This is a genomic window from Rhizobium sp. 01N447_2, assembly GCF_056399245.1.
This window is the reverse complement of the sequence record NZ_JBFTQY010000007.1, coordinates 33,190-59,015: the sequence shown is the minus strand read 5'-3', so window position 1 is coordinate 59,015 and position 25,826 is coordinate 33,190. Positions and strand designations below refer to the sequence as shown.

The window sequence follows — 25,826 nt, the reverse complement described above, 5'->3', positions numbered from 1 at the left end:
TCACGCACTACGAAATTTGCCTATATCCCGCATAGCAATCGTATCTGTCGACATCCAACATAAATCCATACTTGTCGAAAATTTTACTATTACTAATTTTGTCTATCTTGTACGATCCATACATTAATGGATCCTGATCTGGAACAGATAATACTCGTCGAAAAAACTCCAGATCGCTGAATTCTACATCAAGTGTATTCTTCAGAACTTGGCCCTGCTTCTCATACAGCTCCAGAACAAGCGAAACTTGCATAAGGTCATCCTTTTGGTGTTGTTCGTCCAGGCTTTGGAGGCTTTGTTTGCGCGCCGGTCACCGGATCGTATTCACCGAGATGCTTCTTTCCCGACTTATCGAATTTCTCAAGTTTACCGTGTTGGTAGTCCCATTCATAAATGTTTCCCTTGCTGTCGTACCAGAATCGACGGCGATCTCTCATCCCTCATGAAAGGCGATCCAGACCCATAAATCATCCGTAGCCATCGCGCGCCGCGTCGGTCGCAGAATTGTCATTTTCGAGGTGACATCAGCCCCGTTCTCTGCGAAAAAGAGCGCGATGAGAGACAGGGGCGCCCGTCGACAGACGGGCTGAGAAGCACCCTTCGAACCTGAACCGGATAATGCCGGCGGAGGGAGTCGCTCGGGGTCGCGGCACAGCCCGCACGAACCGCCCCGTGCCCGCCCCCGCCTGAAAGGGGCCACATGCAGACCAAGACCACACCCGGAGCGATGCTGAAGGCGATGCGCGAGAAGCCGCCGCTCGTTCAGTGCATCACCAATTACGTCGCCATGAACATCGCCGCAAATGTTCTGCTTGCATCAGGCGCCTCGCCCGCCATGGTGCATGCCGCAGAAGAAGCCGGCGAATTCGCCGGAATCGCCAGCGCGTTGACAATCAATATCGGCACGCTGTCGACGCAATGGATCGACGGCATGCAGGCGGCGGCGAAGGCGGCGAAATCAGCCGGCAAGCCCTGGGTGCTCGATCCAGTCGCCCATTATGCCACGGCCTTCCGCCGCAATGCGGTCGCCGAACTACTCGCCCTGCGCCCGACCATCATTCGTGGCAACGCGTCCGAGATCATCGCGCTTGCTGGCGGAGAAAGCCGCGGCCAGGGGGTCGACAGCCGCGATCCGGTCGAACAGGCGGAAGGTTCGGCGCGATGGCTGGCTGAGCGTCAGCGGGCGGTCGTCGCCGTTACCGGCGCCGTGGATTTCGTCACCGACGGCGAGCGGGCCGTGCGCATCGAAGGCGGATCGACCTTGATGCCGCAAGTCACAGCACTCGGCTGCTCGCTCACCTGCCTCGTCGGCGCCTTTGCCGCGACGGCACCTGAGGATATCTTCGGCGCGACGGTTGCGGCACTTGCAACCTTCGCCATCGCCGGCGAGGAGGCAGCACTTGGAGCGGCCGGCCCTGGCTCCTTCTCCTGGCGCTTCCTCGATGCACTGGCCGCGCTCGACGCCGAAACGCTTGACGCCAGGGCAAGGATATCAGCCGCATGAAGGCTTTCGACCTTTCGCTCTACCTCGTCCTCGACCCCGATCTCTGCGCCGGGATCGGCATGGTCGAAACCGCGCGCCTTGCCGTTGCCGGCGGCGCGACCATAGTGCAGCTGCGTGACAAACATGCCGGCACCAGCGGGATGATCGAGACCGGCCGCGCTTTGAAACAGGCGCTGGATGGGACCGGCGCGCTTCTCATCGTCAACGATGACGTCGAGGCGGCAATCGCCATCGGCGCTGACGGCCTGCATATCGGCCAGGAAGACATCGATGCGATGAGAGCGCGGACGCTGATCGGCCCCGACATGATCCTTGGCCTGTCGGTCGAGAACGAGGCGCTCGCCGGTGCCGTCGATCCTGATCTCATCGATTACACCGGCGTCGGGCCAGTGTTTGCGACACCGACGAAGGCCGATCACAAGCAGCCGATCGGCTTTGACGGTCTTGCAAGGCTGGTGAAGGCCTCGCCGGTGCCGTCGGTCGCGATCGGCGGGCTCAAGGCGGATCATGTCGCCCAAGTGTTCGCCGCGGGCGCCAAAGGGCTTGCCGTCGTTTCCGCCATCTGCGGCACACCGGATCCGGAGGCCGCAACCCGCCGCATCGCCGCAGAAATCCGAAAGGTCCGCGCATGATCCGCAACGTTCTCTCGATCGCCGGCTCCGATCCCTCCGGCGGCGCCGGCATCCAGGCCGATCTCAAGGCCTTTTCCGCCCGCAGCGTCTACGGCATGGCGGTGCTGACCGCGTTGACGGCGCAGAACACGCAAGGTGTCAGCGGTGTGCATCTGGTGCCGCCGCAATTCGTCGCCGACCAGATCAATGCTGTCTTTGCCGATGTCCGCGTCGATGCCGTCAAGATCGGCATGATCGCCAATGCCGGCATCGCCGACGCCGTTGCCAGTGCGCTGACTGACCACCGCGACATTCCGATCGTCATCGATCCGGTCATGATCGCCAAGGGTGGAGCCGCCCTGCTTGCGCCTGAAGCGGTCGACGTGCTGACCCGCCGGCTGCTGCCGCTGGCCACACTTCTGACCCCGAACCTGCCCGAAGCCGCCGCCCTGCTGCACCAGCCGGTCGCGACAAACCGCGCTGACATGGCGGCGCAGGCCGAGCGTCTGCGCGCACTTGGCCCGGCCGCAGTGCTGGTCAAGGGCGGCCATCTCGACAGCGACGAGAGCCCTGACGTGCTTGCCACGGCGGCCGGCCTGCACTGGTTCGAAGCCAGGCGTGTGCCGACCAAGAATACCCACGGCACCGGCTGCACGCTGTCCAGCGCGCTGGCGGCCGAGCTCGCCAAGGGCGCTTCGGCGCAGGAGGCGGTCGCCATCGCGAAGGACTACCTCGCCGGCGCGGTCGCGGCTGCCGGACGCCTCACCGTCGGCTCCGGCCACGGCCCGGTGCAGCATTTTCATGCGCTGTGGAAAGACGACATATAAGCACTCGCTCAGCGAACATGCCATCAATCGAAAACGGCCCGGCCTTCCCGGGCCGTTTTTGCGTTCGGCACCTACTTTGCGTTGAAACCGCGGAGACTGCGTCGGGTCGTCCCCTTGCCCCTTTGAAAAACCCTGTTGACAAGCCCGGCCAGATGGCCAAGTCTATGACACTAAAAGGGGATACATTCCGCAATAACGGAATAAATGGAGGAGTGACAGGTGCCAGACCTGCTTGTGAGCTTATACTCCACTGAGCTCGCCGACCTGAAACAGAAGGCCGACCATATCGGCGTCTCCATCCGTCCGGCCCTCCCCCCGGAACTGCATCTCATCGCCAACTGGGTTCGCGAACAGTTCAGCGAGAACTGGGCAAGCGAAGTCACGGTCGCCTTTTCCCGTCAGCCTGCTGCCTGCCTGATCGCCGTCGACGGCGGCAAGCTCCTGGGCTTTGCCTGCTATGACACGACGGCGCGCGGCTTCTTCGGCCCGACCGGCGTCGATCCGCGAGCGCGTGGCAAGGGCATCGGCCTCGCCCTTTTTTCCGCCTGCCTTCAGACGATGAAGACGCTCGGCCACGCCTATGCCTTCATCGGTGACGCCGGCCCGGTCGATTTCTACGCCAGGACCGCAGGCGCAATCGTCATCCCCGCCCCCGACAAGGGCATCTACGAAGGAATGCTGAGAAACACGCCGAAATGACCATCTGATCCCGGAGCTACAGATTTGTCCTCGACCCCGCTCGCCCTTTTCGTCGGCCTTCCGAATCCCACTATTTCGGATGATGAATTCGCCCTCTTTCGCGAAACCAATCCGCTTGGTCTCTTCGTCGGCCGCCGCAATCAGCGCGAGCCGGAGCAGACGAGGCGGCTGATCGACCGCTTCCGCGAAGCCGTCGGCCGCGACGACGCGCCTGTCTTCACCGACCAGGAAGGCGGCCGCGTCCAGCATCTCGATGCCGGCCCCTGGCCGCTCTTTCGCAGCTTCGGCCAGTTTGCCGAACTTGCGCGCCGCGATTTCGATCTCGGCAAAAAAGCATTGCGCCTTTCCTCCCAGGCCATGGGCGCGATGATGACGGAACTCGGCCTTTCCAGCGGCTGCTCGCCCGTTCTCGACCTCGTCTTCGAGACGACGAGCGCGGTCATCGGCGCCCGCTCCTTCGGCCCTGATCCCGATTTCATCGCTGCCCTCGGCCGCGAGGTGGTCGACGGCCTGCTCGAGACCGGCAACATGCCCGTCATCAAGCATATTCCCGGCCATGGCCGCGCGACGCTCGATTCGCACAAGGAGCGTCCGGTGGTCGACGCCAGCCGCGAGACGCTCACCGCGACCGATTTCAAGCCCTTCGTCGCGCTGAAGGATACGCCCTGGGCCATGGTCGCCCATGTCGTCTACTCGGCCTATGACGCAGAGCTGCCGGCGTCCGTCTCGCCTGTTATGCACGACGTGATCCGCAAGGACATGGGCTATGAGGGCGTGCTGATTTCCGACTGCATCTTCATGCAGTCGCTCTCCGGCACCCTGCCGGAACGCGTCAAACAGGTGCTCGACGCAGGCTTCGACATTGCGCTCCACAGCCACGGCGACATCCCGGAAAGCGAAGCAGCCGCCAAGGCCGCCCGCCCGCTGACGGAAGCCGCCCTCAAGCGGATCGCCGCCGGTAAGGCTCGCCTCGGCAATCTCAAGATCGATGTCCGCGCCGCTCATGCAGACGTCGAAGACATGTTTGCAAGCGCGCTGGTCTCCTGACCAGCGCCTCATCTCTCACCGGATAAGAAAAGGGGAATAAGACATGAAAAAATATCTTCTTGCAGCCGCAGCATTAACGCTGCTTTCGGGATCCGCCGCGGCGCAGACGATCCTCACAGTGAATATCGAACCGGCGACGACCTGGGTTCGCAACTTCAACCCGTTCAACCAGACCTCGTCGCGCCAGTCCACGCTCGACTTCATCTACGAGCCGCTGGTCGTCTTCAATCGCTTCGACAGCAACAAGCCGGTCTATCGCCTGGCTGAAAGCTTCAAGCTCTCCGACGACCTGAAGAGCATCGATTTCAAGCTGCGTCCGAACCTGAAATGGTCGGACGGCAAGCCGCTGACAGCAGCCGACGTCAAGTTCACCTATGATTACCTGAAGAAGTTCCCGGCGCTCGATTTCGTCAGCATCTGGACCTTCATCACCGATGTCCAGGCCGTCGACGGCCAGACGGTCCGCTTCACGCTCGCCAATCCGAGCTCGCTTGCCGCCGAGCAGATCTCGCAGCTGCCGATCGTTCCCGAACATGTCTGGAAGGATGTCGCCGATCCCGTCACCTTCGCCAACGAGACCCCGGTCGGCAGCGGTCCGCTGACGGAGGTGCCGCGCTTCACCGGCCAGACCTACGACCAGTGCCGCAACCCGAACTACTGGGATAACGAGCACCTGAAGGTCGATTGCATGCGCTTCCCGCAGCTTGCCGACAACAACCAGATGCTGACCGCAACGGCCGACGGCACGCTCGACTGGGGCGTCTCCTTCATTCCCGATATCGACAATGTCTATGTTTCCAAGGATCCGGCGCATTTCCACTACTGGTATTCGCCAAGCAGCATGGTCGCCTTCCTGTTCAACCTGGAAACGGCGAACGAGAACAACAAGAAGGCCTTCAACGATCTGAAGTTCCGCCGGGCTGTCTCGATGGCGCTCGACCGCAAGACGATGATCGATGTCGCCGGCTACGGCTATCCGACGCTGAACGAAGACCCCGGACTGATGGGCGAGCTCTACAAGAGCTGGGCGGACCCGTCCGTCAAGGCCGACTTCGGCAAATTCGCAACCTATGATGCCGATGCCGCCAAGGCCCTGCTCGACGAGGCGGGCTACAAGGACAAGGACGGCGACGGTTTCCGCGACAATCCCGACGGCACCAAGATCTCCTTCTCGATCATCGTCCCGAGCGCCTGGACGGACTGGATCGACACCGTCAACCTCGCCGTCGAAGGCATGCAGGCGGTCGGCATCGACGCCAAGATCGAAACGCCGGAGGAAGCCGTCTGGACCGGCAACCTCATCAACGGCACCTTCGATGCGGCGATCAACAGCCTGCCGGCATCGGCTTCGCCCTATTACCCCTACAAGCGCGCTTTCAGCGCTTCGGACAAGGGCAAGACCCGCTTCACCGCGCAGCGCTGGTTCAACCCGGAGGTCGAAAAACTCGTTACCGAGTTCACCCAGACTGCCGATCTTGCCAAGCAGAAGGACGCGATGAACAAGGCGCAGCGCATCGTCGCCGAAAACATGCCTGTGATTCCGGTGTTCAACAATCCGAACTGGTATCAGTACAACACCAAGCGCTTCACCGGCTGGTCGACCAAGGAAAAGCCCTTCGTCAATCCGTCGATCTCGCGGACCAATCCGGCACGCCTGCTGAACCTCCTGGCCCTCGAGCCGGTCAAGTAAGCATCGCAATCCTCGGGAGCGGCGTAAAGCGCCGCTTCCGTCACGACGGAGTTCCCATGGCTTTCCTGCTTCGCCGCCTCGTCTTCTACATGGCAGCCTTCATCGCGGCAGCGACGATCAATTTCTTCCTGCCGCGTCTGATGCCGGGCGATCCGGTGCAGATCATGTTCTCCAGCGCCGGCACGGAATTGCCGCCCGAAAGCCTGCAGGCGCTGAAGCTCACCTTCGGCTTCGTCGATGGCCCGCTCTGGCAGCAGTACCTCACCTATCTCGGCAGCATCTTCACCGGCGATCTCGGTCGCTCGATCAAATATTTTCCGCTGCCGGTCACCTCGGTGCTCGGCCATGCGCTGGTCTGGACCGTCGGCCTGATGGGCACGGCGACGATCGTCAGCTTCGCGCTCGGCACCTTCCTCGGCATCGTCGCCGCCTGGCGCCGCGGCAGCAGGTTCGATGTCGTCGTCTCCGTCGGGGCGATCTTCGCCACCTCGGTACCGGCCGTCGTTACCTCGCTGATCGTGCTCTTCATCTTCGGCTTCACGCTCGGCTGGTTTCCGAACGGTTATGCCGCCGACCCGTCGCTCGATCCGGCCTTCAGCCTGCAATATATCGGTAGCCTCGCCTATCACGGCATCCTGCCGATGGTGACGCTCTGCACCGTGCTGATCGGCGGCTTCACCGTCACCATGCGCAACAACATGATCAACCTGCTCGGCGAGGACTATATCGTCATGGCCCGCGCCAAGGGCCTTTCCGACCGGCATGTGATGCTCTGGTACGCGGCACGCAACGCCCTGTTGCCGACCGTCTCCAGCCTTGCCATCGCCATCGGCACCATCCTCGGCGGCTCGCTGGTGACGGAGGTCGTCTATAACTATCCCGGCCTCGGCAATATTCTCTACCAGGCGATCCTCGCCCGCGACTATCCCGTCATCCAGGGCCAGCTCCTCATCATGACCGCGACCATGCTGATCGCCAATTTTATCGTCGACGTCAGCTATGTCATGCTCGACCCGCGGCTGAAGGGAGCGTGAGATGAAGACCCTGCTTCGAAACCGCAAGGCGCTCGTCGGTCTCGTTATCATCGCCTTCATCGTCCTCGTCGCGATCGCAGCGCCGCTGCTGACGCAGTACGATCCCGCCGCCCGCACCGGGCGACCGCACCAGGCGCCGTCGCTCGACCATATTCTCGGCACCACGCGCATCGGCCAGGATGTCTTTGCCCGGCTGATCTACGGCGCCCGCACCTCGCTTGCCGTCGGCTTCGGCGCCGGCCTGCTGATCACGCTGGTCGGCACCGCGCTCGGCATCATCTCCGGCTATCGCGGCGGCAAGACCGACGAGATCATCAGCTTCTTCACCAATATGGTGCTGGTCGTTCCGAACCTGCCGCTGCTGCTGGTGCTTGCCGCCTTCATCGGCCAGGCAAGCCCCCTCGTCATCGCCCTCATCCTCGGCGCTACCTCCTGGGCCTGGGGCGCACGCGTCACCCGCGCCGAAACGCTCTCCGTCAAGCAGAAGGATTTCGTCAAATCGGCCGAGATGATGGGTGAGCCGCAATGGCGCATCATGACATTCGAGATCTTTCCCAACGTGATTTCAATCGTCGGCATCAATTTCATCGGCAGCGTCATCTTCGCGATCATTACCGAGGCGACGCTGGAATTCCTCGGTCTCGGCGATCCGAGAGCGATCTCCTGGGGCACCATGCTCTACAACGCGCAGAAGGCCTCGGCTCTTTCGGTCGGCGCCTGGTGGGATATCCTCACCCCCTGCTTCGCGCTCGCCTTCCTCGGCATCGGCATGTCATTGCTGAACTTCGCCGTCGACGAGATCGCCAATCCGCGGCTGCGCACCGGCAATCACCTGAAGCGCTGGTCCCTGCTCGTCCGTTCCGGGGAGGGCCGCCTGTGACGCAGCCGCTGCTGTCGGTGAGGAACCTCACCATCGACTATATCGGCGAGGAGAAGGATTTTCGCGCCGTCAACGATGTCAGCTTCGACGTCGCGCCCGGCGAGGTCTTCGGCCTTGCCGGCGAATCCGGCTGCGGCAAGAGCACCATCGCGTTTGCCATCAGCCGCCTGCACAAGCCGCCGGCGCTGATCCGCAAGGAGAGCCGCATCCTGCTCGATGGCCGCGACGTGCTCGGCCTCGACCGGCAGGCGCTCAGCGCCTTCCGCTGGCGCGAGGTTGCCATGGTGTTCCAGAGCGCCATGAACTCGCTGAACCCGGTGCTGCGCATCGAGGCGCAATTCTACGACATGCTGCGCACCCACAAGAACATGAGCCGTGCGGAAGCCCGCGAGCGCACCGCCGAGATGCTGACGCTCGTCGACATCGCGCCGGATCGCATGCGCGACTATCCGCACCAGTTTTCCGGCGGCATGCGCCAGCGCATCGTCATCGCCATCTGCATGGCGCTCGATCCGAAGCTCGTCGTCATGGACGAGCCGACGACGGCGCTCGACGTCGTCGTCCAGCGCGAAATCCTGCAGCGCATCAACGAATTGCGCCGCAGCTTCGGCTTCTCCGTGCTGTTCATCACCCATGATCTCGGCCTGATGGTGCAGTTTTGCGACCGCATCGGCATCATGCTTGCCGGCCGGCTGGTGGAGCAGAACACGGCCGAGGCGATCTACAGGACGCCAAAGCACGACTACACGAAGAAGCTCTGGGCCTCCTTCCCCTCGCTGCATGGAGGAGTGCTGCTATGACCGACGCCATTCTCGCACTCGATAGCGTGACGAAGACCTTCGGCCATGGCTCCGGGGTCGTGCATGCGGCGCGCGCCATCTCTTTTTCGCTGCATGCCGGCCGGGCGCTGGCGTTGGTTGGCGAATCCGGCAGCGGCAAGACCACCTGCGCCCGCATGGCGATGCGCGAATATCTACCGACATCGGGCCGGATTCTCTACAAGGGCCGGCCGGTCGAGGCGGCCAAATCCGCCGAGATCGCCCGCTACCGCCGCTCGGTGCAGATGATATTCCAAGACCCCTTCGCCTCGCTGAACCCTGCCCACACCATCGCCCATCATCTCAGGCGGCCGCTGAAGCTGCATCGCCCGGAGATCAAGGGAGCCGAGATCGACGTCGCGGTCCGCGAATTGCTGCAGCGCGTCAGGCTCGACCCCGATCTCGTCGCGCCGAAATATCCGCATGAACTCTCCGGTGGTCAGCGCCAGCGCGTCAACATCGCTCGCGCCTTGGCCGTCAAGCCGGAGGTCATCGTCGCCGACGAACCGACCTCGATGCTCGACGTCTCGGTGCGCCTCGGCGTGCTGAACCTGTTGAACGAGATGAAGCGGGAGCTCAATCTCGGCCTGCTTTACATCACCCATGATATCGCCACCGCCCGTTACGTCGCCGAGGACATCGCCGTGATGTATGCCGGCCAGATCGTCGAATGGGGCAGCGTCGCCAAGGTGATCGACAATCCGCTGCATCCCTATACCCGGCTGCTGCTCTCGGCCGTGCCCGATCCGGACGTCCGGTTCGACGACCCGAAGGCCCGGCTGAGGCCCGACGAGGTGGAAGATATCCGCCGCCGTTCGGCCATGCCGCAGGACGACATCGTCGAATTCGAGCAGGACCATTTCATGCGGATGATCTGAGGCCGGCTTGCTGGCCTCGTCGCGTGCCCTATGCTAGGGGACGGTCCCTTTCATATGAGGCGAAGCCGTCATGCTGCCCTGGATCCAGCTCGATTCCGCGACCATTCCCGGTGAAAACGGCGAATTGCGGCTAAAGCAGCGCGGCAGCGAGTTCTCGATCATGCTCGGCGCCAACGAGTTGATGAACAGCCGCCTCAGCGGTTCGGAGGAAGCGCTGGCGACCCTTTCCTGGGATCGCATCAAGTCGCACCCGAAGCCAAGGATCTTGATCGGTGGGCTCGGCATGGGCTTTACCCTGCGCGCCGCTCTCGCCGTCCTTCCCGAAGATGCCGGCGTCACCGTCGCCGAACTGGTGCCGGCCGTGATCGCCTGGGCACGCGGGCCGATGGCCGAGGTCTTCCAGGGCTGTCTCGACGATCCGCGCGTCGGCATCCATCAGGGCGATGTCGGCGAAGCGATCCGCGCCGGCAAGGGCGCCTATGATGCGATCCTGCTCGATGTCGACAACGGCCCTGATGGCCTGACCCGCAAATCCAACGACCGGCTCTACGATTTTGCCGGCCTTCGCGCCGCCAGCGACGCGCTGCGCCCCGGCGGCGTGCTCGCCGTCTGGTCCTCCGGTCCCGATCCCGATTTCACGCGACGTCTCAAGGGCAGCGGTTTTTCCGTTGACGCCGTCAATACGCGCGCCAACGGCAAACGCGGCGGCGCCCGCCACGTCATCTGGCTGGCCGTCAAGCCGGTGAAATGACGTTCAAGCCGAAGCGATCCTGCGGGCGGCATTGATGGCGCGGCGAGCGCCGGAGCGCAGTTGCGCGGTCTCCGCACCGGCAATGACCAGATCGAAACCGAATTTCAGCAGCTCGCCGGCCCGTTCGCCGTCGCCGGCGAAGGCGCAGGCGAATTTGCCGTGGGCGCGGCAGCGCGAAACCGCATGCTGCATGGCGCTGTCGATCTCGGCGGCGTTCGGCGCCACCTGGTCGCCGTTCGAGAGTGCGATCGAAAGGTCGGAGGGACCGATGAAAATGCCATCGATGCCGGCAACGCCGAGAATGTCGTCGATCGCCTCGAGTGCTGCCCGGGTCTCGACCATGGCGATGGCGACGGTGAGCGCATTGGCGTTCTTCAGATAATCATCGGCCGACAGGCCGGTATGGTTCAGCGCCAGCGACGGTCCCCAGCTGCGTTCGCCGAGAGGCGGGTATTTGGTGGCCTTGACGAAGGCTTGGGCGTCTTCGGCCGAATTGATCATCGGCGCGATGATGCCGGAGGCTCCGGCATCGAGCAGGCGCGAGGCGGACGCGAAATCACCGACCGGTATGCGTGCCAGCGCTGGCTTGCCGGCAAGGCGCACCTGGGCGACGGCGTTCGCTGCCGAGGGCATGTCCCACATGCCGTGCTGCATATCCAGCACGATGGTGTCGAAGGCCTCCTGCGCCAGGTGGTTGGCGAGCGTGGCGTCGGGAATACCGATCCAGGCGGAGATCATGCCACCCCGGTGCTGCCTGATCCGGTCCGCAAAGCCGTCGATTTCAGCTGCGCTCATGCCATTCTCCTCAGTTCGACAGGCCGCCAGCGGCCAGAGATTTCACCTCGAGGAACTCGTCGATGTCGAATTCCCTCAAAGCCATGCACGGGCTGCCGGCTCATCCTCACCGGCGCAGCCGCGAAATGATGACCGTCACGGCGATCCCCGCCACAGCCATGATGCTTCCCCAAAGAACCCAGATGCTTTGGTTGATCATGAAACTGGATGACGGATAGGGAAAATAACCGCTTCCCTGTGCGATCCAGATCAGTCCCAAGAGGATCATGAGCAGTCCAACGACGTATCCGACGGTTCGCGACATGCTTCGGCCCTTCCCTATGAATCGATGCCACAATGTCGATCGGCGTCGGTCATGACAAGGCTTCTCTCCTGAGCGCGAACATATTCCGGATGCAATGGCGCGCTGGCCTTGGTCCGAACGTCAGGTCCTGCCGACTTCATCCACCAGCCACGTGCTGAGCCTCTCGCTATCAATATTTGCCGATCGCGGCGGTATCAGCCAGTAACCGCGGTCGGGCGCCTCGAGCGGCGGCCCGGCTTCCACCAGCATATGTGTGGAAAGAAGCGTATCGACCAGCCCCATCCAGCCGATCGCCACGCCCTGCTCGCTGAGAGCGGCCTGGACGACCAGCGAGTAAGTGTTGAAACTGACATCACCGCGGCCGGCATGGAGATCGCGAGTAACGGAGAATTCGGCAAGATAACTTCGCCAATCGAACCAGGGCGGCGGCGTCGGCGAGTCGAGATGGATCAGGATCGCCTTGGCAAGAAGCTGCGGATCGTCGAACGGGCCGTTGCGATCGAGAAAGCCTTTCGTGCAGACGGGCACGACCTTTTCCTGCAGCAGAAGCGATCCGATAGCGCCGAATTCCGCCCGCGTCCCGAAAACCACCACCACATCTGCGTCGTCGCGAAAGCCGGGCTCAAGCCTCTGGGTCGCGACGATCTGTATATCCGCTTCCGGGTGAAGCAGGCGAAAGCCGTGCATGCGCGGGATCAGCCAAAGCGCTGAAAAGGCATAGTCGGTTCTCAGTCTGACGACCGGCCTTTGAGCCTCAGTGCGGAAACTGCGCGCCAGGGCATCGATATCACCGACCGTTTTGGCGGCGACCTGGAAAAGCCGCTCTCCTTCCGCGGTCAACTCGACGCCGCGGTGCTGGCGGCGCAGCAGGGCGACGCCGAACTGCTCTTCCAGCCGCCGAATCTGATAGCTGACGGCCGGCTGCGTAAGGCCGAGACCTGCCGCCGCGGCCGAAAAGCTGCCGAGCCTTGCGACCTCCGCGAAAATGCGCATCCATCCCAGCTCAGGCGGGCGGTCTGGCATAAAAATTCCTTTTGACAACCATCGAAAAAAGCCAGCTTTACAGGCACGATGATACTGGCTTTGATAAGATCTGCAAATAGCAAGAGGGACGTTCCCTTCATCGGCCCCCCGGCCTTTGAGACCACAGGAGACAATTTCACATGGCGCGTCCGAATATCCTCATCCTGATGGTCGATCAGTTGAATGGCACTTTCTTTCCCGACGGCCCTGCCGATTTTCTGCATGCGCCGCATCTGAAATCATTGGCGGAGCGTTCCGTGCGTTTCACCAACGCCTATACCGCAAGCCCGCTCTGCGCACCGGCGCGGGCCTCCTTCATGTCCGGACAATTGCCGAGCCGAACCCGCGTCTATGATAATGCGGCGGAATTTGCCTCTGACATTCCGACCTATGCGCATCATCTGCGCGCGGCCGGATACCAGACCGCACTTTCCGGCAAGATGCATTTCGTCGGCCCCGACCAGTTGCATGGGTTCGAAGAGCGCCTGACGACGGACATCTACCCGGCCGACTTCGGCTGGACGCCGGACTATAGCAAGCCCGGCGAGCGCATAGACTGGTGGTATCACAATCTGGGCTCGGTCACCGGCGCCGGCATTGCCGAGATCACCAACCAGATGGAGTATGACGACGAGGTCGCCTACCACGCCGGCCGCAAGCTGTTCGATCTGTCGCGCGGACACGACGAGCGCCCCTGGTGCCTGACCGTCAGCTTCACCCATCCGCACGACCCCTATGTCGCGCGCCGCAAATTCTGGGATCTCTATGAAGATTGCCCGGCGCTTGATCCGGCGGTTGCGCCGATTGCCTTCGAGCTGCAGGACGCGCACTCGCAGCGTCTGATGAAAGCCTGCGACCACGATGCTTTCAACATCAACGATGAGCAGATCAGGCGGGCAAGGCGCGGCTATTTCGCCAATATCTCCTATGTCGACGAGAAGATCGGCGACATTCTCGGCGTCCTCGACCGGACCCGCATGGCCGAAAACACGATCATCCTCTTTGCGTCCGACCATGGCGACATGCTCGGTGATCGCGGCCTCTGGTTCAAGATGAACTTCTTCGAAGGATCGGCCCGCGTTCCGCTGATGATCGCGGCACCCGGCTGGAAGCCCAAACGGATCGACCAGCCTGTCTCTACCCTCGACGTGACGCCGACGCTTGCCGGCCTTGCCGGGATCGATATCGCCTCGTTGAAGCCGTGGACCGAGGGCGAGGATCTGGCAGCGCTTGCCGAAGGCACCGGCAGCCGCAGCCCGGTGCCGATGGAATATGCCGCGGAGGGTTCCGAGGCGCCGCTCGTCTGTATCCGGGACGGACGATACAAACTCTCGCTCTGCGAGAAGGACCCGCCGATGCTGTTTGATCTCGAGACCGATCCCCAAGAACTCGACAATCTGGCGGACGGCCCGGCGCATGCCGAGACCTTGGCAAGGCTTGTCGAACAGGCCGGCCGGCGCTGGAACCTTTCCGATTTCGATGCAGCCGTGCGCGAAAGCCAGGCGCGCCGCTGGGTGGTCTATGCGGCGCTACGCAATGGGGCCTATTTTCCATGGGATTATCAGCCGCTGCAGAAAGCCTCGGAGCGCTATATGCGCAACCACATGGATCTGAACGTGCTGGAGGAAAACCAAAGGTTCCCGCGCCAGGAATGAGCGAGACGTGCTTCTGATTTAAGCCATCTTGCGCGCCGGCGCCTCGCGCAGGAAATCCTCGATGAACGCCTTTTGCAGCAGGATGCCGTCCCATTCATCAGGGAAGAAGGGTGAGTCATAGATCAGCGTGAAGGGACCGGCATAACCGGCTCTCTCGCACATCTCCAGGCACGTGCGGTAATCCTCGGCATCGAGGCCGGTAACGCCGTAATCGGCTTTGGCATGGCAGATTTCCGCCCGGCCCATGATATCGGCAAGACCCTCATATTTCGCTGGCGCCGCCCAGTTGCCGAGGTCGCCGTTGAGGCCGACCTTGCCGTCCAGCCGGTCCAGCAGCCAGTTCATTTCGACCGGTGACGGCAGCAGGTCGAACCAGTTCTCGACGACGACACGCACGCCGCTGCCTTCCGCCTTTCCGGCCAGCCAGTTCAGATGGCGGGCGGCGCGGGTAAGGTTTTCCTCCGTCGGCTTCTGCTTGCCGGCAATGACGCGCATCCTCTCAGCCCCGAGGGCTGCGGCGATGTCGATCCACTCCGCCATCCATTTGACATCGCGTTCGGCCGTCTCCGGATGGCTCGGATCACCGTCCTCGACGAGCAGCGTCTGGAACAACACGTTCGAGGCCGCCATCGCCTCGCGCAATTCGCTTATATAGGCGGCATTAAGGCTCGGCAGATGGAAGGAACAGACCTCCAACCGGTTGACGCCGCGTGCAGCAAGCGCCGCCGGCACGTCGATCAGTGCCGCAGCACCCGGGCCATAGGGTTCTTTCGGCGCAGCGCTTTTGTCAGGATCGGGACTATAGGCATGAACGGCGCCAAGCAGCCGATGCAGCGACCATGTCGAAACCGCGAAACGTCCGTTTTGCAAAACCTGCACTTGCTTTCCTCCGGGATCTCCTCATGCCATCAATGGCAACTAAATCCCGGCGGTTCAATTGCCAATTCAGCCAAAATCGTCGCGGATGACCGGCTCGGCGGCAAGGGCGATCCCCAGCAACGCCTCATCGCGATGAGCGGTGGCCGAAAGCAGCAGGCCGACCGGCATGCCAGCCTCGCCGCTGCCGCAGGGAATGGAAACGCCGCACCAGTCGAGGAAATTGCCGAGCGCGGTGTTGCGCAACGTCTTGTTGTTCGTCGCAAAGAACAGCTCGTCATCCTGCGCCAGCGGCCCGATCGGCGGCGCGACATGGGCAACGGTGGGAAAGGCGAGCAGCCGGTCGCCGACGAGGCGCTCGACATCGGCGATCAGGCGGCTACGCGCCTCGAGGATTGCCAGGTAATCGGGCAGCGTCGTCTTGCTTCCGAGACGGGTACGCATGACGACACGGTGATCCATCCTGTCCGCGTCCGGTCCGGCCAAGCGTTCGCGGTGAAGTGCGAAAGCCTCCGCCGTGACCAGCGGACCATATTTCGTCATCAGATCGAATATCTCGTCGAAGGCGGGAATGACGGTGCGGGCAACATGCGCGCCGGCCTTTTGAAGACGTTCCAAAGCTGCCTCGAACGCGGCGACGACGCCGGGTTCCGCTCCGTCGAAGACGACGTTTTCAGGCACGATGAGTTCCAGCCCTTGCAGGGGACGCGTGGCGACATCAGGCGCCGTCAAGCCGCGCATCGCCGCATCGATCCAGACCGCGTCCCTGACGCTGCGGCAGAGCGGTCCCAACGAATCCAGGCTCTTTGCCAGCGGATAGACGCCAGCCATTGCGTGGCGGCCGCGCGTCGCCTTGTAGCCGACGATGCCGTTGAAGGCGGCGGGAATACGCACCGAGCCGCCGGTATCGGTGCCCATCGCGACCGGAACCAACCCAGCCGCGACGACGACACCAGCACCTGAGGACGAGCCGCCCGGAATGCGCGGGAGATCGGCGCCGCGCGGATTTACCGGCGTGCCGTAATGCGGATTGATGCCGAGGCCGGAAAAGGCGAATTCGCTCATATTGGTGCGCCCGACGGCGACCATGCCGGCCTGCCTGAGCAAAGCGACGACAACCGCATCGCGCTTGGCCGGCATCTCCTTTGCCAGAACGACGGAACCCGCTGTCGTTGGCAGACCTTCTATGTCGAAAAGATCCTTCCAGGCAATCGGAATGCCGTCCAGCAATCCAAGCGAGCGCCCTTCCCGCAGACGTCGCGAAGAGGCGCGCGCCTCTGCCATCGCCCGGCTTTCGAGCAGTGTGGTGAAGACCGCCTTGTCGGCATAATTCGCGATGGACTCGAAGATCGCCTCGGCCACCTCGGCCGGATCGGCCGCGCCAGCTTGAATGAGGGCGGAAAGTTGCGCGACCGACATCGCGCCGAAGGATTTGCTCATGGGACTATCCAGAAGAAAGATGTTCCTCTCTGGACTACCCCGGATCATTCCGGTGAACCAGAGCTTCACGATATTTTGCATTTATTGGTACGATTTTTTGAACACTGAGTTTGAATATCGCCCCTTCAATTGCCACGATCGAAGACACACATGCTGCTCGCATGCGGACGCGGTTCGGCATGAGGGTGAGAGTTTGCTCTAGAGAGACCGGCGCCGCATGTGTTGCAGGAGTAATTGAAATGACAGATTGTGAAACTTTAAGCCGTCGCCAGGATATGGTGACCCTCCATGTAAAAGAGGATGAAACCGCCGGTTTAGGCGAGCGCGATTATGTGGACCATGTCAGCGCCCAGAAACTTTCGGCCTTCGAGCGCATTGTCGTGGTCGGAGCGCTGGTTCTCTTGAGCTTTGCGGGTTTTGCCGCCTATTCTTCCGGCAATACGGACCCGATGACGACATCGGCCATTGCCGCCCCCGCCGGCGATAACACGCCGCCGCATCCGGCTTACGGCCATTGCCGCGACAGCAGCCCCTACGCTGAGAGGGTCTGCTAACAGGAAAGCCACCGCATAATTCCTTAAATCGGAATCGATTTAAGGATAAAATTATGCGGTAATTTAAAGTGCTACAGCGTCCTTTGCGCGTCTCAAAAGACGCGCGGCGCTGTAGCTCGCCGGGCATGGAGACCTTGGCCCAGGCTGCATCGACAGCAGGAAAAGGGAAAAGGACCATGGCCGGTGAAATCGATTATAATCTCGATCGCTTCATCGATGCCCAGAACGGCGTCTATGAACAGGCGCTCTCAGAGCTGAAAGCGGGACGCAAGACGTCCCACTGGATGTGGTTCATCTTCCCGCAGATCGCCGGTCTCGGCACGTCGGTGATGGCCGAAAAATATGCGATCCGCTCGGCCGAGGAAGCCACCGCCTATCTCGCCGATCCTATTCTCTCAAGCCGGCTGCTGCGCTGCGTCGAGGCGATCCTGTCTGTTGGCGGCAGATCGGCGCACGAAATCCTGGGCTCGCCCGACGACCTCAAGCTGCGCTCGTCGATGACCTTGTTTGCCGCGATCAGCGATCACGGTTCGCCCTTCCACCGGGTGATCGAGCATTTCTATCAGGGAAAATTCGACGAACGGACGATGGAAATCCTCAGTGCCAACACAGGATGACTTTAAGCCAGGCCGGCCTGAAATCTGAACCCGTTCCCAAATGAAACAGTTAGCGGCCCGGCCTGCTCTCCAGCGTGGCGATTTCCTCGGAGATCTCGCTCAACCGCTGACGCAGATCGCTGTCGGTGCCATCATCGACCTCTTCCTCGCCGAAACAATAGCGCGCATCATGAAGCTCCAGCTTGGCTTCGAGCTCGGCGCGTTTGTCATATAGGCGCTTGAGATAGACGTAGTTCATCTCCCTGCCTCCACATCGCCCCGGTCATGGGAAAACGGCATGGAAGCGGTAAAGGTTCCCCCGAAAGAGGCGATCAGGCGAAAGAAGCGATCGCCGCGTGGCAGGCCTTGGCGAAATGACCGCAGCAGCCGGCAGCGCCCATGGCCTGGCGACTGACGCGCGCGCCTTCGAGCAGCAGCGTCAACGTATCGGCAAGAAGCTGGGGTTCGCGCGCGCCGGCCGCCGAACAGAGCTCGGCCAAGCGATCACGCTGTTCGGCCTTGTGCCGCTCGATCATTTCGTGGGCGGGATGGCCCTCGCCCTTCAGCTCGATGGCGGCATTGGCGAGATCGCAACCGGCGGGCTCGCCGTTCAGACATTGCGCCCGCATCTCCACCCAGGCGTCCAGCTGGGCGCGCGGATTGCCGGGATAGGCTGCTTCCAGATCGCGCCAGATGGTACCCGCCTTTTCGGAAGCGCGGCGCAGCGTCTCGCAGACCAGTTCATCCTTCGAGCCGAAATGCCGGTAGAGCGTCATCTTGTTGGTCAGAGCCGCGTCGGCAATGGCATCGACGCCGATGCCGCGGATGCCGCGTTCGCGGARAAGCTCCGAGGCGGTCGAGACGATACGCTCCCGCGGCGGGATGCGATCTTCTGGAACGGCTGCGGAGATTTCATTCGAAGTTTCTGATTTTTTTGCGGACGTAGTCCTTGACATCAATGTGACCGATCGGTAACAAATGCATTGTTACTTACCGGTAACACCGCGAAACGCGAAAGTCAATGCCGAGGGCATGACAGCGGAAAGTGGAACACGGGCGACCGCCCACGAAAGGAGGACAACCATGACAAAGACCAGAGAAGACCTGACGATATCCGAAGCCCTTCGCGACCCCCTGATCGCCATGGTGTTGCGCGCCGACGGCGTAAAGCTTGAAGACTTCAAGCAACTCCTGGAGACGGCCGCCCGCAAACGCGAACCGCGTTCGAATTCGGTGGGCAATATGATCGGAGCACTCGCAAACCGCGCCAATCTGCCGGCGATGCCCTGCTTCGGCTGAACAAGCCGCCTGACCAGCTTGGGGATCTCTCCCTGCCCCCGTCAAGGGCTGCCGTCACAACCAGACGGCGGCCCTTGCCGCTTTCAGGCATGTCGCTCAAAACTGTGCAGCGGTTTTGCGCTAACGACATTGCGTAAAAACAAAGACCTAAAGCGCAAGGAGCGAATCTGAAAGATCGCGACGCGCCTTACAGGATCGGCTTGCCGCCGGTGACCGCAATTGTCGTGCCGGAGACATAGCTCGACAAGGGATCGGCCAGCATCACGTAGGCTGTCGCCAGCTCGGCCGGCTGTCCCGGCCGTTTCATCGGCACCTGCTTGCCGAAATTGCTGACGCTTTCTTCAGGCAGTGTCGAAGGGATGAGCGGTGTCCAGATCGGGCCAGGCGCCACCGCATTGGCGCGAATGCCTTTCTCGGCCAGAAGCTGGGCAAGACCGGCGGTGAAATTCTGGATCGCGCCCTTGGTCGTCGCATAGGCAAGCAGCGTCGGGTTCGGACTGTCCGAATTGATCGAGGCCGTGTTGATGATGGCGCTGCCGGGTTTCATATGAGCGACAGCTGCCTTGGTCAGGTAGAACATCGAATGGATATTGACCTTGAAGGTCAGTTCCCACTCTTCATCGCTGATCTCGTCGATGCTCTTGAAGMTTGCCTGGTGCGCGGCGTTGTTGACGAGAATGTCGATACCTCCGAGTTCCTTGACCGCCGTCTCGACGATCTGCCTGCAATGGGCCGGATCCTGGATGTCGCCGCTGACAAGGACAGCCTTGCGTCCGGCCTGCTCGACGAGCCGTTTCGTCTCATCGGCATCCTCATCCTCGTCGAGATAGGAGATCACCAGGTCGGCACCTTCTCTGGCATAGGCGATTGCCACCGCCCGGCCGATGCCGCTATCGCCGCCGGTGATGATCGCCCGCTTGCCTTTCAGCCTGTCGGCGCCGCGGTAGCTCTCCTCGCCGTGATCGGGAATTGGGTCCATCTGCGCGGTAAAACCCGGCATCGGTTGTTTCTGGGATGGGAAAGGGGGTGTCGGGTAATTCGTCATCATGACCTCCTGGGTTTCAGAGATCAAACTCGGGCTGAAGCTTGTTGTTCCACGCCTTTCGACGGGGTGACTTCTTGGTCAATCGCCCCTCGCGGAGCACGCTCACGGCCGTCGCCGCAACCCGAATTTCCCCTCATTGTCGGCGCGTTGCCCTGGCTGATTATTGGAAAACGGAGCCTGCTCACCTGGTCGGCCCAATTGGCCTACATGCCGCTGTCGCATTCACCCGACACTATCAACCCGCAAAATGTTGCGATTTGCCACGGCGACGGCTATGCCATAGTAATGTAACATGATCGCAGTTTTCATGAGGTGCTGGAATTGGACGGAAAGACATCATCCGCAGTTTACTCCGAAGATCAGGGCGTTGCCGACGAAGCCGCCGGCAAGGGTGCGCGTCGCGCTCGCGTCAGCGGCATCGACCGGGCGCTTCAGGTGATCGACCATCTTTACGAGACCGGATCGCCCGCCGGCGTCTATGCGATCGCCAAGGCGGTGAAGGCGCCGCTGTCGACAGTTTACGTCATCGTCGACGATCTCGTCGAGAAGAACATGCTGACGCGCCAGGCGGACGGCTCGATCTGGCTCGGCGCCCGGCTCTACCATTACGGCCTCGCCTATGCGCGGTCGCTGGATTTCATGAGCATCGCCACCCATGAGATGCACGATCTCTGCCGCCAGGCCGGCGAAACCGTGCAGGTCTGCGGTCGCGACGGCGACTATATGCTGGTACTGGCCATGGCTGACGGCCCGAGCCATTTTCAGGTGGCGTCCCGCGTCGGCACAAGGGTGCCGCTGAACTGGACGGCCTCCGGCCGCCTGCTTGTCGGGCACCTGGCCGAGGAAGAGCGCATCGAACTGTTCAAGCGTTGCGCCCGCTCTTCACCGACCGGCCGCGCCGAGATCGATCCGGGCACGCTGTCGGAAGCCGCCGGCAAGGCCTTCGAGTCGCGCCTGTCGATCCAGGCGGGGGAATCGGATTACGCGGTTGCCTGCATCGCCTCGCCGATCTGCGATCGCGACGGCCAGTGCGTTGCCACCATTTCCATCGTGCTGCCGGAACAGAAGGCCTTTTCCGACGAGAACCACTATACGGCGCATGTGCGCAGTTCAGCGGAACGGATCGAAAAGCTGATGGGCTGGCGCAACCGCTGACGCTTGCCGCGTCAGCCGATCCTATCTGTAGGAATAGCCGTGGCTGTGGCGCACCAGCTTGCGCGCCCGTGGCACGTAGCGGCTGGCGGCGAAGGCATCGGCGCCCATCACCGCATAGCGCGGCTCGAACAGCTTGTTGAGGACCGAAACGTCGCCGTTGGAATCCGTCGCCTCGAGATCGGAATCGACCAGGTCGAAAATAGTGAATTCCGCTTGCGAGCCGACCGAAAGCCGGTCCTCCATCGACAGCTTGATGACGGATGCCGGCGCATGGGTGACGGCCTCCACCACCTTGTCGAAGGGCATGCCGACGCTGAGCAGCTTCGACATCGTCGTCGCCAGATCCCAGACCGGGAAATTCATCGAATGGCCGTGCAGGTCGGTCGAGATCGAGAACGGCAGCAGCCCGCGCGCGATCGCCGCCTCGGCGACCTTGAAGGAGAAGGAGGCGCCGCCATGGCCGATGTCGAGGCGGATGCCTTCGGAGGAGCAGCGCTCTGCGAGAGCAAAGAGGTCCTCGTCTTCCATGATGCTCGAGCCGGCCTTGCCGTTGAAGCAGTGGGTGACGACGTCGCCGGGTCCGAGGATCTCCAGCACTTCGTCATAGAGCGCCGGCGGCTCGCCGACATGCACCATCATCGGCACTTTCAAGATCTTGGCGATCTTCTTGCCGAGCTTGACCGGCGTGACACCCCAGGACCCGGTGATGACATGGCTGGCGCGCACCTTGATACCGACGATGTGCTCGCTGTTTTCGGCATAGACTTCAAGGATGCGGTCGAGATCGATATCGCGGATATCCCGCAATTCCGCAACCCGGTTGCAGGCCACAAGACCGATCGAGCCGAGATTGAGGAAGGCCTTGATGCGTTCGCGCGAGGGCTCGATGATATATTCCCGGAAGCCATGGAAGTTCGCCTCGCCGGCCGAACCGGCATCGACCAGCGTGGTGACGCCGCGCTCGACCCCGCATTCGGACGGACGGATGGAAATATCCGTGCCGCCGTGCCAGATATGCACGTGCAGATCGACCCAGCCGGGCGAAATGAAGGCGCCCTTGCCGTCGATGCGCGCAACATCCTGCGAGACCGCGAGCGACGGACCGATCTCGGCGATCCTACCGTCGGCATTGACGAGAATGTCGATTGCCCCCTCTTGTGTGCCCGCACCAAAAGCCATCGGTTTGACATTGGTGAGGAGAAGCGGCTTCTTCGTCTGGTCGCCGGGCATGACATGCATTCCTTTCGAAGTCTCGGACCGGGATCACGCCTCGGCCATCCGTGCGGGTCATTATGGAAGAGTAATGGGGAAGCTAGAGATGGCCTCTCAGGGCACCGTACCGGAAATTCCATAACTATGATACATAAGGCTTTATAATAGAATAAAGCCGAAGACGAAGCTGTCAAGGAAAATGACGCGGTCGTCGCCATCGAGGAAACGTAAACGGCACGCTCCTTGCGAAGCGCACCTGTCTCGAAGATCCGATAAATTCCTGTTTGTTTTCAATCCCGAAGAATCGAATAGTCAAGCCGTTCCAGGTGATCCGGATCGGCGATGGCGTCGATCGCGGCGATCCTGCCATCGGCGATCGTCAGCGCCACCACGACGCGGAGCTGGCCCTTGATCTGCACGACGAATCCGAGCTCGCCGTCGACGATGGCGATTTCTGCTGCCTGCGCCCGACCCTTGAAGGCTTCGGCCACGTGAGCCGCGCCGCGCGTTTCGCCAATGGTGCCGAAGCGGGCCGCCGTCGCATCCGGCCGGAAGACGACATCAGGGGCAAGCACCGCGAGCAACCCTTCCAGATCGCCGTTGCGCGACGCCGTCAGAAAGGCCTCGGCGATCGTCCGCTTGCGGCCGAAATCGACATCAGGCGCTTCGTCCACCCCCTGCACCCGGCGGCGGGCGCGGCTTGCGAGCTGACGGGTGGCACCGGACGAACGGCCGATGATCGGCGCGATCTCGTCGAAGGGCAGATCGAACATGTCATGCAGCACGAAGGCGACACGTTCGGCGGGCGCCAGCGTCTGCAGCACGACGAGCAGCGCCAGACCGACCGAATCGGCAAARGCGGCTTCGCGCTCGGGATCGTTCGCGGGATCGGCGATCCCGCCATGAACCGGCGCCTCCAGCGGCTCCTCGCGCCGGGTCTTGCGGGTGCGCAGCATGTCGAGGCAGATGCGCGCCACCACCGTCGTCAGCCAGCCGCCGAGATTGCCGACCCCTGTCGTGTCCGTGCGGCTGAGCCGCAGCCAGGCCTCCTGAACGGCATCCTCCGCCTCGCTGCGCGAGCCGAGCATGCGATAGGCTGCGGCCCTCAGATGCGCTCTGTTTGCCTCGAACTCATCGGCCAGCCATTTTTTCTCGTCCATTTGTCACATTCCTCCGCTGCGTTCCGTCAAGGCCATGACGAATGAAACCCGGCCGATGTGACAACGCCGGCGGATCGTCGAACCATAAACGCATCAAGGAGACATACCATGCAGGAAAAAATGGTCATGCAGGAGCGAATGGGAAATCCCGCCCTGGTCCTTCCCGCAGCCATGCAGGCGCTCAATGCTCTCAGCAAGGTGCCGGCCGAAACCGGCCTTTCACCGAAGCTGCTCGAACTCGTCAACCTGCGCGCCAGCCAGATCAACGGCTGCAGCGTCTGTGTCGACGGTCATCCCCGCATTGCAAAGAAGCTCGGCGAAACCGACGAAAGGCTCTTTGCCATCGGCGCCTGGCGCGACTCGCCCTATTTCAGCGATGCCGAGCGGGCAGCCCTTGCGCTGACCGAGGCGGTGACCCGCATCAGCGACCGCGCCGACCCGGTGCCGGATGATATCTGGGACGAGGCGACCCGGCATTATGACGGCAGGAGCCTTGCGGCACTCGTCATCGCCATCGCCAACATCAATGTCTGGAACCGGCTGAACATCGCCACCCGCCAGATCGCCGGCGCCTGGAAGCCGTAAACGGCGAGGTTGCCGGCAGCGCGTCACCCCTGTGCTGCCGGCAACCATCATTCCTTAATCAGCATGGCTTCAGGCCATGCGAGACAATCGGTCGTTCAGATGATGCCGCCGCCACCGGCAGCGGATGCCGGACGCTCGGCCGCCACTTGTCTGCGATAGCCGCTGGCGCGGTAGACGGCGATCGGGTCGATTGCGCCGCCGGCCCTGCGGCGGGCTTCGGCCAGAATCGGTTCGACATCGGCGCGATAGGCGCGCTTCAGCGTTTCCGACGCCATCAGCGCGTCGTTGTCGTCCTGGTAACCGGAGAGCGCCTTGCGGTCGACGAGCAGCGCCTGCGCATAGGCGCGGCGGATTTCGTTGGCGCTGTTGATCAGGCTTTCGATCGGGTCGGTGACGTTGTGCGACTGGTCGATCATATGGGCCGGGTTGAAGTCGTTGACGCCGCGCTGCTCGGCATCGACCAGTTCGTTGAAGACGAGGAACAGCCGGTAGGGATCGATCGCGCCGGCGTCGAGATCGTCATCGCCATATTTCGAATCGTTGAAGTGGAAGCCGCCGAGCTTGCCGAACTGGATCAGGCGGGCGACGATCATCTCGATATTGGTGTTCGGCGCATGGTGGCCGAGATCGACGAGGCAATAGGCCTTGGGGCCGAGCGTCTGGGCGATCAGGTAGTTGGTGCCCCAATCCTGCACGATTGTGGAATAGAAGGCCGGCTCGTACATCTTGTGCTCGGAGAAGAGCTTCCAATCGTCGGGCAGCGCCTTGTAAATGTCAGCCATCGAGGCGAGGTAACGCTCGAAAGCCTTGGTGAAATGGCTCTRGCCGGGGAAGTTCGAGCCGTCGCCGATCCACACTGTCAGCGCCTTGGAGCCGAGCGCCTTGCCGATCTCGATGCATTCGAGATTGTGCTCGACCGCTTGCGCCCGTGTTGCTACGTCGGTGTGGCTGAGCGAGCCGTATTTATAGGAATGGGCCTGGCGGGGCGCATCGGAAAAGGTGTTGGAATTCATCGCATCGAAGCCGAGGCCGAGCGTATCACCCTTGGCCCTCAACTCCCTGGCATCCGCCTTGTCCCAGGGAATGTGCAGCGAGACGTTCGGCGTCGCCTGCGTCAGCTGGTTGATGACGGCGCAATCGTCGAGTTTGTCGAAGATGCCGCGCGGCTCGCCGGTGCCGGGGAAACGGGCAAACCGCGTGCCGCCGGTGCCGACGCCCCAGGAGGGAACGGCAACGAAGAATTCCCCAACCTTCCGGGTGACTGCTTCGATATCGACGTCGCGACGGGCAAGCGTCGCACCCAGCGCCTCGTAATCGGCTTTCAGCGCGATTGCCCGCTTGTCGTTGTCCGTCGCGACCAGATCTGGCGCAATCCTGGATTCTGTCAT

General features: G+C 62.1%; 30 protein-coding genes and 1 riboswitch. Of the genes, 17 read left to right on the top strand and 13 right to left on the bottom strand.

Annotated features, from left to right (window positions below):
• Positions 1 to 7 precede the first annotated feature (7 nt).
• Positions 8 to 253 (bottom strand): DUF7683 domain-containing protein, encoded by a 246-nt coding sequence (locus tag AC1ECN_RS06060; RefSeq protein WP_020052717.1) that lies wholly within the window; start codon positions 251 to 253, stop codon positions 8 to 10.
• A 4-nt stretch (positions 254 to 257) separates the two neighbouring features.
• Entirely contained in the window at positions 258 to 437 is a 180-nt protein-coding gene (locus AC1ECN_RS06055) for a colicin E3/pyocin S6 family cytotoxin (RefSeq protein WP_130666318.1), read from the bottom strand.
• Positions 438 to 553: 116 nt separating this feature from the next.
• Positions 554 to 650, top strand: a riboswitch (TPP riboswitch).
• A 50-nt stretch (positions 651 to 700) separates the two neighbouring features.
• Here AC1ECN_RS06055 and thiM point away from each other — a divergent pair.
• From thiM to AC1ECN_RS06000, 11 genes are all read left to right on the top strand, one after another.
• A complete protein-coding gene (gene thiM / locus AC1ECN_RS06050; RefSeq protein ID WP_130692602.1) occupies positions 701 to 1,504 on the top strand; it encodes a hydroxyethylthiazole kinase in 804 nt (267 codons plus the stop codon).
• Entirely contained in the window at positions 1,501 to 2,136 is a 636-nt protein-coding gene (gene thiE / locus AC1ECN_RS06045) for a thiamine phosphate synthase (RefSeq protein WP_130666316.1), read from the top strand. The genes thiM and thiE overlap by 4 nt, the downstream gene beginning before the upstream one ends.
• Positions 2,133 to 2,942: a bifunctional hydroxymethylpyrimidine kinase/phosphomethylpyrimidine kinase gene (thiD, locus tag AC1ECN_RS06040; RefSeq protein WP_130666315.1), complete on the top strand. Its 810-nt coding sequence runs from the start codon at positions 2,133 to 2,135 to the stop codon at positions 2,940 to 2,942. The genes thiE and thiD overlap by 4 nt, the downstream gene beginning before the upstream one ends.
• Positions 2,943 to 3,161: 219 nt before the next feature.
• On the top strand, positions 3,162 to 3,641 hold the full coding sequence (locus tag AC1ECN_RS06035; protein WP_130692600.1) for a GNAT family N-acetyltransferase: 480 nt from the start codon (positions 3,162 to 3,164) through the stop codon (positions 3,639 to 3,641).
• A gap of 24 nt (positions 3,642 to 3,665) precedes the next feature.
• Entirely contained in the window at positions 3,666 to 4,688 is a 1,023-nt protein-coding gene (locus tag AC1ECN_RS06030; protein WP_477952483.1) for a glycoside hydrolase family 3 N-terminal domain-containing protein, read from the top strand.
• Between the two features lie 43 nt (positions 4,689 to 4,731).
• Positions 4,732 to 6,378, top strand: coding sequence for an ABC transporter substrate-binding protein (locus AC1ECN_RS06025; protein WP_130692598.1), 1,647 nt, complete (start codon positions 4,732 to 4,734; stop codon positions 6,376 to 6,378).
• A gap of 56 nt (positions 6,379 to 6,434) precedes the next feature.
• Positions 6,435 to 7,412, top strand: a complete 978-nt coding sequence (locus AC1ECN_RS06020; protein ID WP_130657357.1) for an ABC transporter permease — start codon at positions 6,435 to 6,437, stop codon at positions 7,410 to 7,412.
• 1 nt (position 7,413) lies between these two features.
• A complete protein-coding gene (locus tag AC1ECN_RS06015; protein WP_064654783.1) occupies positions 7,414 to 8,292 on the top strand; it encodes an ABC transporter permease in 879 nt (292 codons plus the stop codon).
• Complete coding sequence (locus AC1ECN_RS06010; RefSeq protein ID WP_018071160.1) at positions 8,289 to 9,092, top strand: ABC transporter ATP-binding protein; 804 nt, start codon at positions 8,289 to 8,291, stop codon at positions 9,090 to 9,092. The genes AC1ECN_RS06015 and AC1ECN_RS06010 overlap by 4 nt, the downstream gene beginning before the upstream one ends.
• Positions 9,089 to 9,988, top strand: a complete 900-nt coding sequence (locus tag AC1ECN_RS06005) for an ABC transporter ATP-binding protein (protein WP_477952480.1) — start codon at positions 9,089 to 9,091, stop codon at positions 9,986 to 9,988. The genes AC1ECN_RS06010 and AC1ECN_RS06005 overlap by 4 nt, the downstream gene beginning before the upstream one ends.
• 70 nt (positions 9,989 to 10,058) lie before the next feature.
• Entirely contained in the window at positions 10,059 to 10,739 is a 681-nt protein-coding gene (locus tag AC1ECN_RS06000) for a spermidine synthase (RefSeq protein ID WP_024320028.1), read from the top strand.
• A gap of 3 nt (positions 10,740 to 10,742) precedes the next feature.
• Here the strand turns inward: AC1ECN_RS06000 and AC1ECN_RS05995 are convergent, their stop codons facing one another.
• From AC1ECN_RS05995 to AC1ECN_RS05985, 3 genes are all read right to left on the bottom strand, one after another.
• Entirely contained in the window at positions 10,743 to 11,534 is a 792-nt protein-coding gene (locus AC1ECN_RS05995) for an HpcH/HpaI aldolase family protein (protein WP_018071157.1), read from the bottom strand.
• Between the two features lie 106 nt (positions 11,535 to 11,640).
• The gene (locus tag AC1ECN_RS05990) at positions 11,641 to 11,838 is read right to left on the bottom strand and encodes a hypothetical protein (protein WP_130663484.1); all 198 of its coding nucleotides are present in this window, start codon (positions 11,836 to 11,838) and stop codon (positions 11,641 to 11,643) included.
• Positions 11,839 to 11,958: 120 nt separating this feature from the next.
• Positions 11,959 to 12,861, bottom strand: coding sequence for a choline sulfate utilization transcriptional regulator (locus AC1ECN_RS05985; RefSeq protein ID WP_075225523.1), 903 nt, complete (start codon positions 12,859 to 12,861; stop codon positions 11,959 to 11,961).
• A 140-nt stretch (positions 12,862 to 13,001) separates the two neighbouring features.
• Between AC1ECN_RS05985 and betC the strand changes: the two genes are divergently transcribed.
• Entirely contained in the window at positions 13,002 to 14,516 is a 1,515-nt protein-coding gene (gene betC / locus AC1ECN_RS05980) for a choline-sulfatase (protein WP_130663483.1), read from the top strand.
• An 18-nt stretch (positions 14,517 to 14,534) separates the two neighbouring features.
• Here betC and AC1ECN_RS05975 read toward each other — a convergent pair whose 3' ends face one another.
• Positions 14,535 to 15,395: a sugar phosphate isomerase/epimerase family protein gene (locus AC1ECN_RS05975; protein WP_024320025.1), complete on the bottom strand. Its 861-nt coding sequence runs from the start codon at positions 15,393 to 15,395 to the stop codon at positions 14,535 to 14,537.
• A 66-nt stretch (positions 15,396 to 15,461) separates the two neighbouring features.
• Positions 15,462 to 16,832 (bottom strand): amidase, encoded by a 1,371-nt coding sequence (locus AC1ECN_RS05970; protein WP_075225522.1) that lies wholly within the window; start codon positions 16,830 to 16,832, stop codon positions 15,462 to 15,464.
• Between the two features lie 275 nt (positions 16,833 to 17,107).
• Between AC1ECN_RS05970 and AC1ECN_RS05965 the strand changes: the two genes are divergently transcribed.
• Both AC1ECN_RS05965 and AC1ECN_RS05960 read left to right on the top strand, forming a co-directional pair.
• Positions 17,108 to 17,386: a hypothetical protein gene (locus tag AC1ECN_RS05965; protein ID WP_018071151.1), complete on the top strand. Its 279-nt coding sequence runs from the start codon at positions 17,108 to 17,110 to the stop codon at positions 17,384 to 17,386.
• A 176-nt stretch (positions 17,387 to 17,562) separates the two neighbouring features.
• Positions 17,563 to 18,003 (top strand): DUF1810 domain-containing protein, encoded by a 441-nt coding sequence (locus tag AC1ECN_RS05960; RefSeq protein ID WP_018071150.1) that lies wholly within the window; start codon positions 17,563 to 17,565, stop codon positions 18,001 to 18,003.
• A 49-nt stretch (positions 18,004 to 18,052) separates the two neighbouring features.
• Here AC1ECN_RS05960 and AC1ECN_RS05955 read toward each other — a convergent pair whose 3' ends face one another.
• Both AC1ECN_RS05955 and AC1ECN_RS05950 read right to left on the bottom strand, forming a co-directional pair.
• A complete protein-coding gene (locus AC1ECN_RS05955; protein WP_018071149.1) occupies positions 18,053 to 18,241 on the bottom strand; it encodes a hypothetical protein in 189 nt (62 codons plus the stop codon).
• A gap of 73 nt (positions 18,242 to 18,314) precedes the next feature.
• The gene (locus AC1ECN_RS05950; RefSeq protein ID WP_477952475.1) at positions 18,315 to 18,938 is read right to left on the bottom strand and encodes a TetR/AcrR family transcriptional regulator; all 624 of its coding nucleotides are present in this window, start codon (positions 18,936 to 18,938) and stop codon (positions 18,315 to 18,317) included.
• A 127-nt stretch (positions 18,939 to 19,065) separates the two neighbouring features.
• On the opposite strand from AC1ECN_RS05950, the gene AC1ECN_RS05945 reads away from it, so the two are divergent.
• Positions 19,066 to 19,281, top strand: coding sequence for a hypothetical protein (locus AC1ECN_RS05945; RefSeq protein ID WP_024320020.1), 216 nt, complete (start codon positions 19,066 to 19,068; stop codon positions 19,279 to 19,281).
• A gap of 187 nt (positions 19,282 to 19,468) precedes the next feature.
• Here the strand turns inward: AC1ECN_RS05945 and AC1ECN_RS05940 are convergent, their stop codons facing one another.
• Positions 19,469 to 20,326 (bottom strand): SDR family oxidoreductase, encoded by an 858-nt coding sequence (locus tag AC1ECN_RS05940; RefSeq protein ID WP_477952473.1) that lies wholly within the window; start codon positions 20,324 to 20,326, stop codon positions 19,469 to 19,471.
• 315 nt (positions 20,327 to 20,641) lie between these two features.
• Here AC1ECN_RS05940 and AC1ECN_RS05935 point away from each other — a divergent pair, with 315 nt between their 5' ends.
• Positions 20,642 to 21,481, top strand: coding sequence for an IclR family transcriptional regulator (locus AC1ECN_RS05935; protein ID WP_018497184.1), 840 nt, complete (start codon positions 20,642 to 20,644; stop codon positions 21,479 to 21,481).
• 21 nt (positions 21,482 to 21,502) lie between these two features.
• Here AC1ECN_RS05935 and AC1ECN_RS05930 read toward each other — a convergent pair whose 3' ends face one another.
• A complete protein-coding gene (locus AC1ECN_RS05930) occupies positions 21,503 to 22,720 on the bottom strand; it encodes an amidohydrolase/deacetylase family metallohydrolase (RefSeq protein ID WP_477952472.1) in 1,218 nt (405 codons plus the stop codon).
• A 263-nt stretch (positions 22,721 to 22,983) separates the two neighbouring features.
• Positions 22,984 to 23,853, bottom strand: coding sequence for a sigma-70 family RNA polymerase sigma factor (locus AC1ECN_RS05925; protein ID WP_018071143.1), 870 nt, complete (start codon positions 23,851 to 23,853; stop codon positions 22,984 to 22,986).
• Between the two features lie 126 nt (positions 23,854 to 23,979).
• On the opposite strand from AC1ECN_RS05925, the gene AC1ECN_RS05920 reads away from it, so the two are divergent.
• Positions 23,980 to 24,438 carry a carboxymuconolactone decarboxylase family protein gene (locus AC1ECN_RS05920; protein ID WP_024320017.1) on the top strand — a complete coding sequence of 153 codons (459 nt, stop codon included), beginning with the start codon at positions 23,980 to 23,982 and terminating at the stop codon, positions 24,436 to 24,438.
• 95 nt (positions 24,439 to 24,533) lie between these two features.
• On the opposite strand, the gene rhaI is transcribed toward AC1ECN_RS05920, so the two are convergent.
• Positions 24,534 to 25,826, bottom strand: coding sequence for an L-rhamnose catabolism isomerase (gene rhaI / locus AC1ECN_RS05915; protein ID WP_477952470.1), 1,293 nt, complete (start codon positions 25,824 to 25,826; stop codon positions 24,534 to 24,536).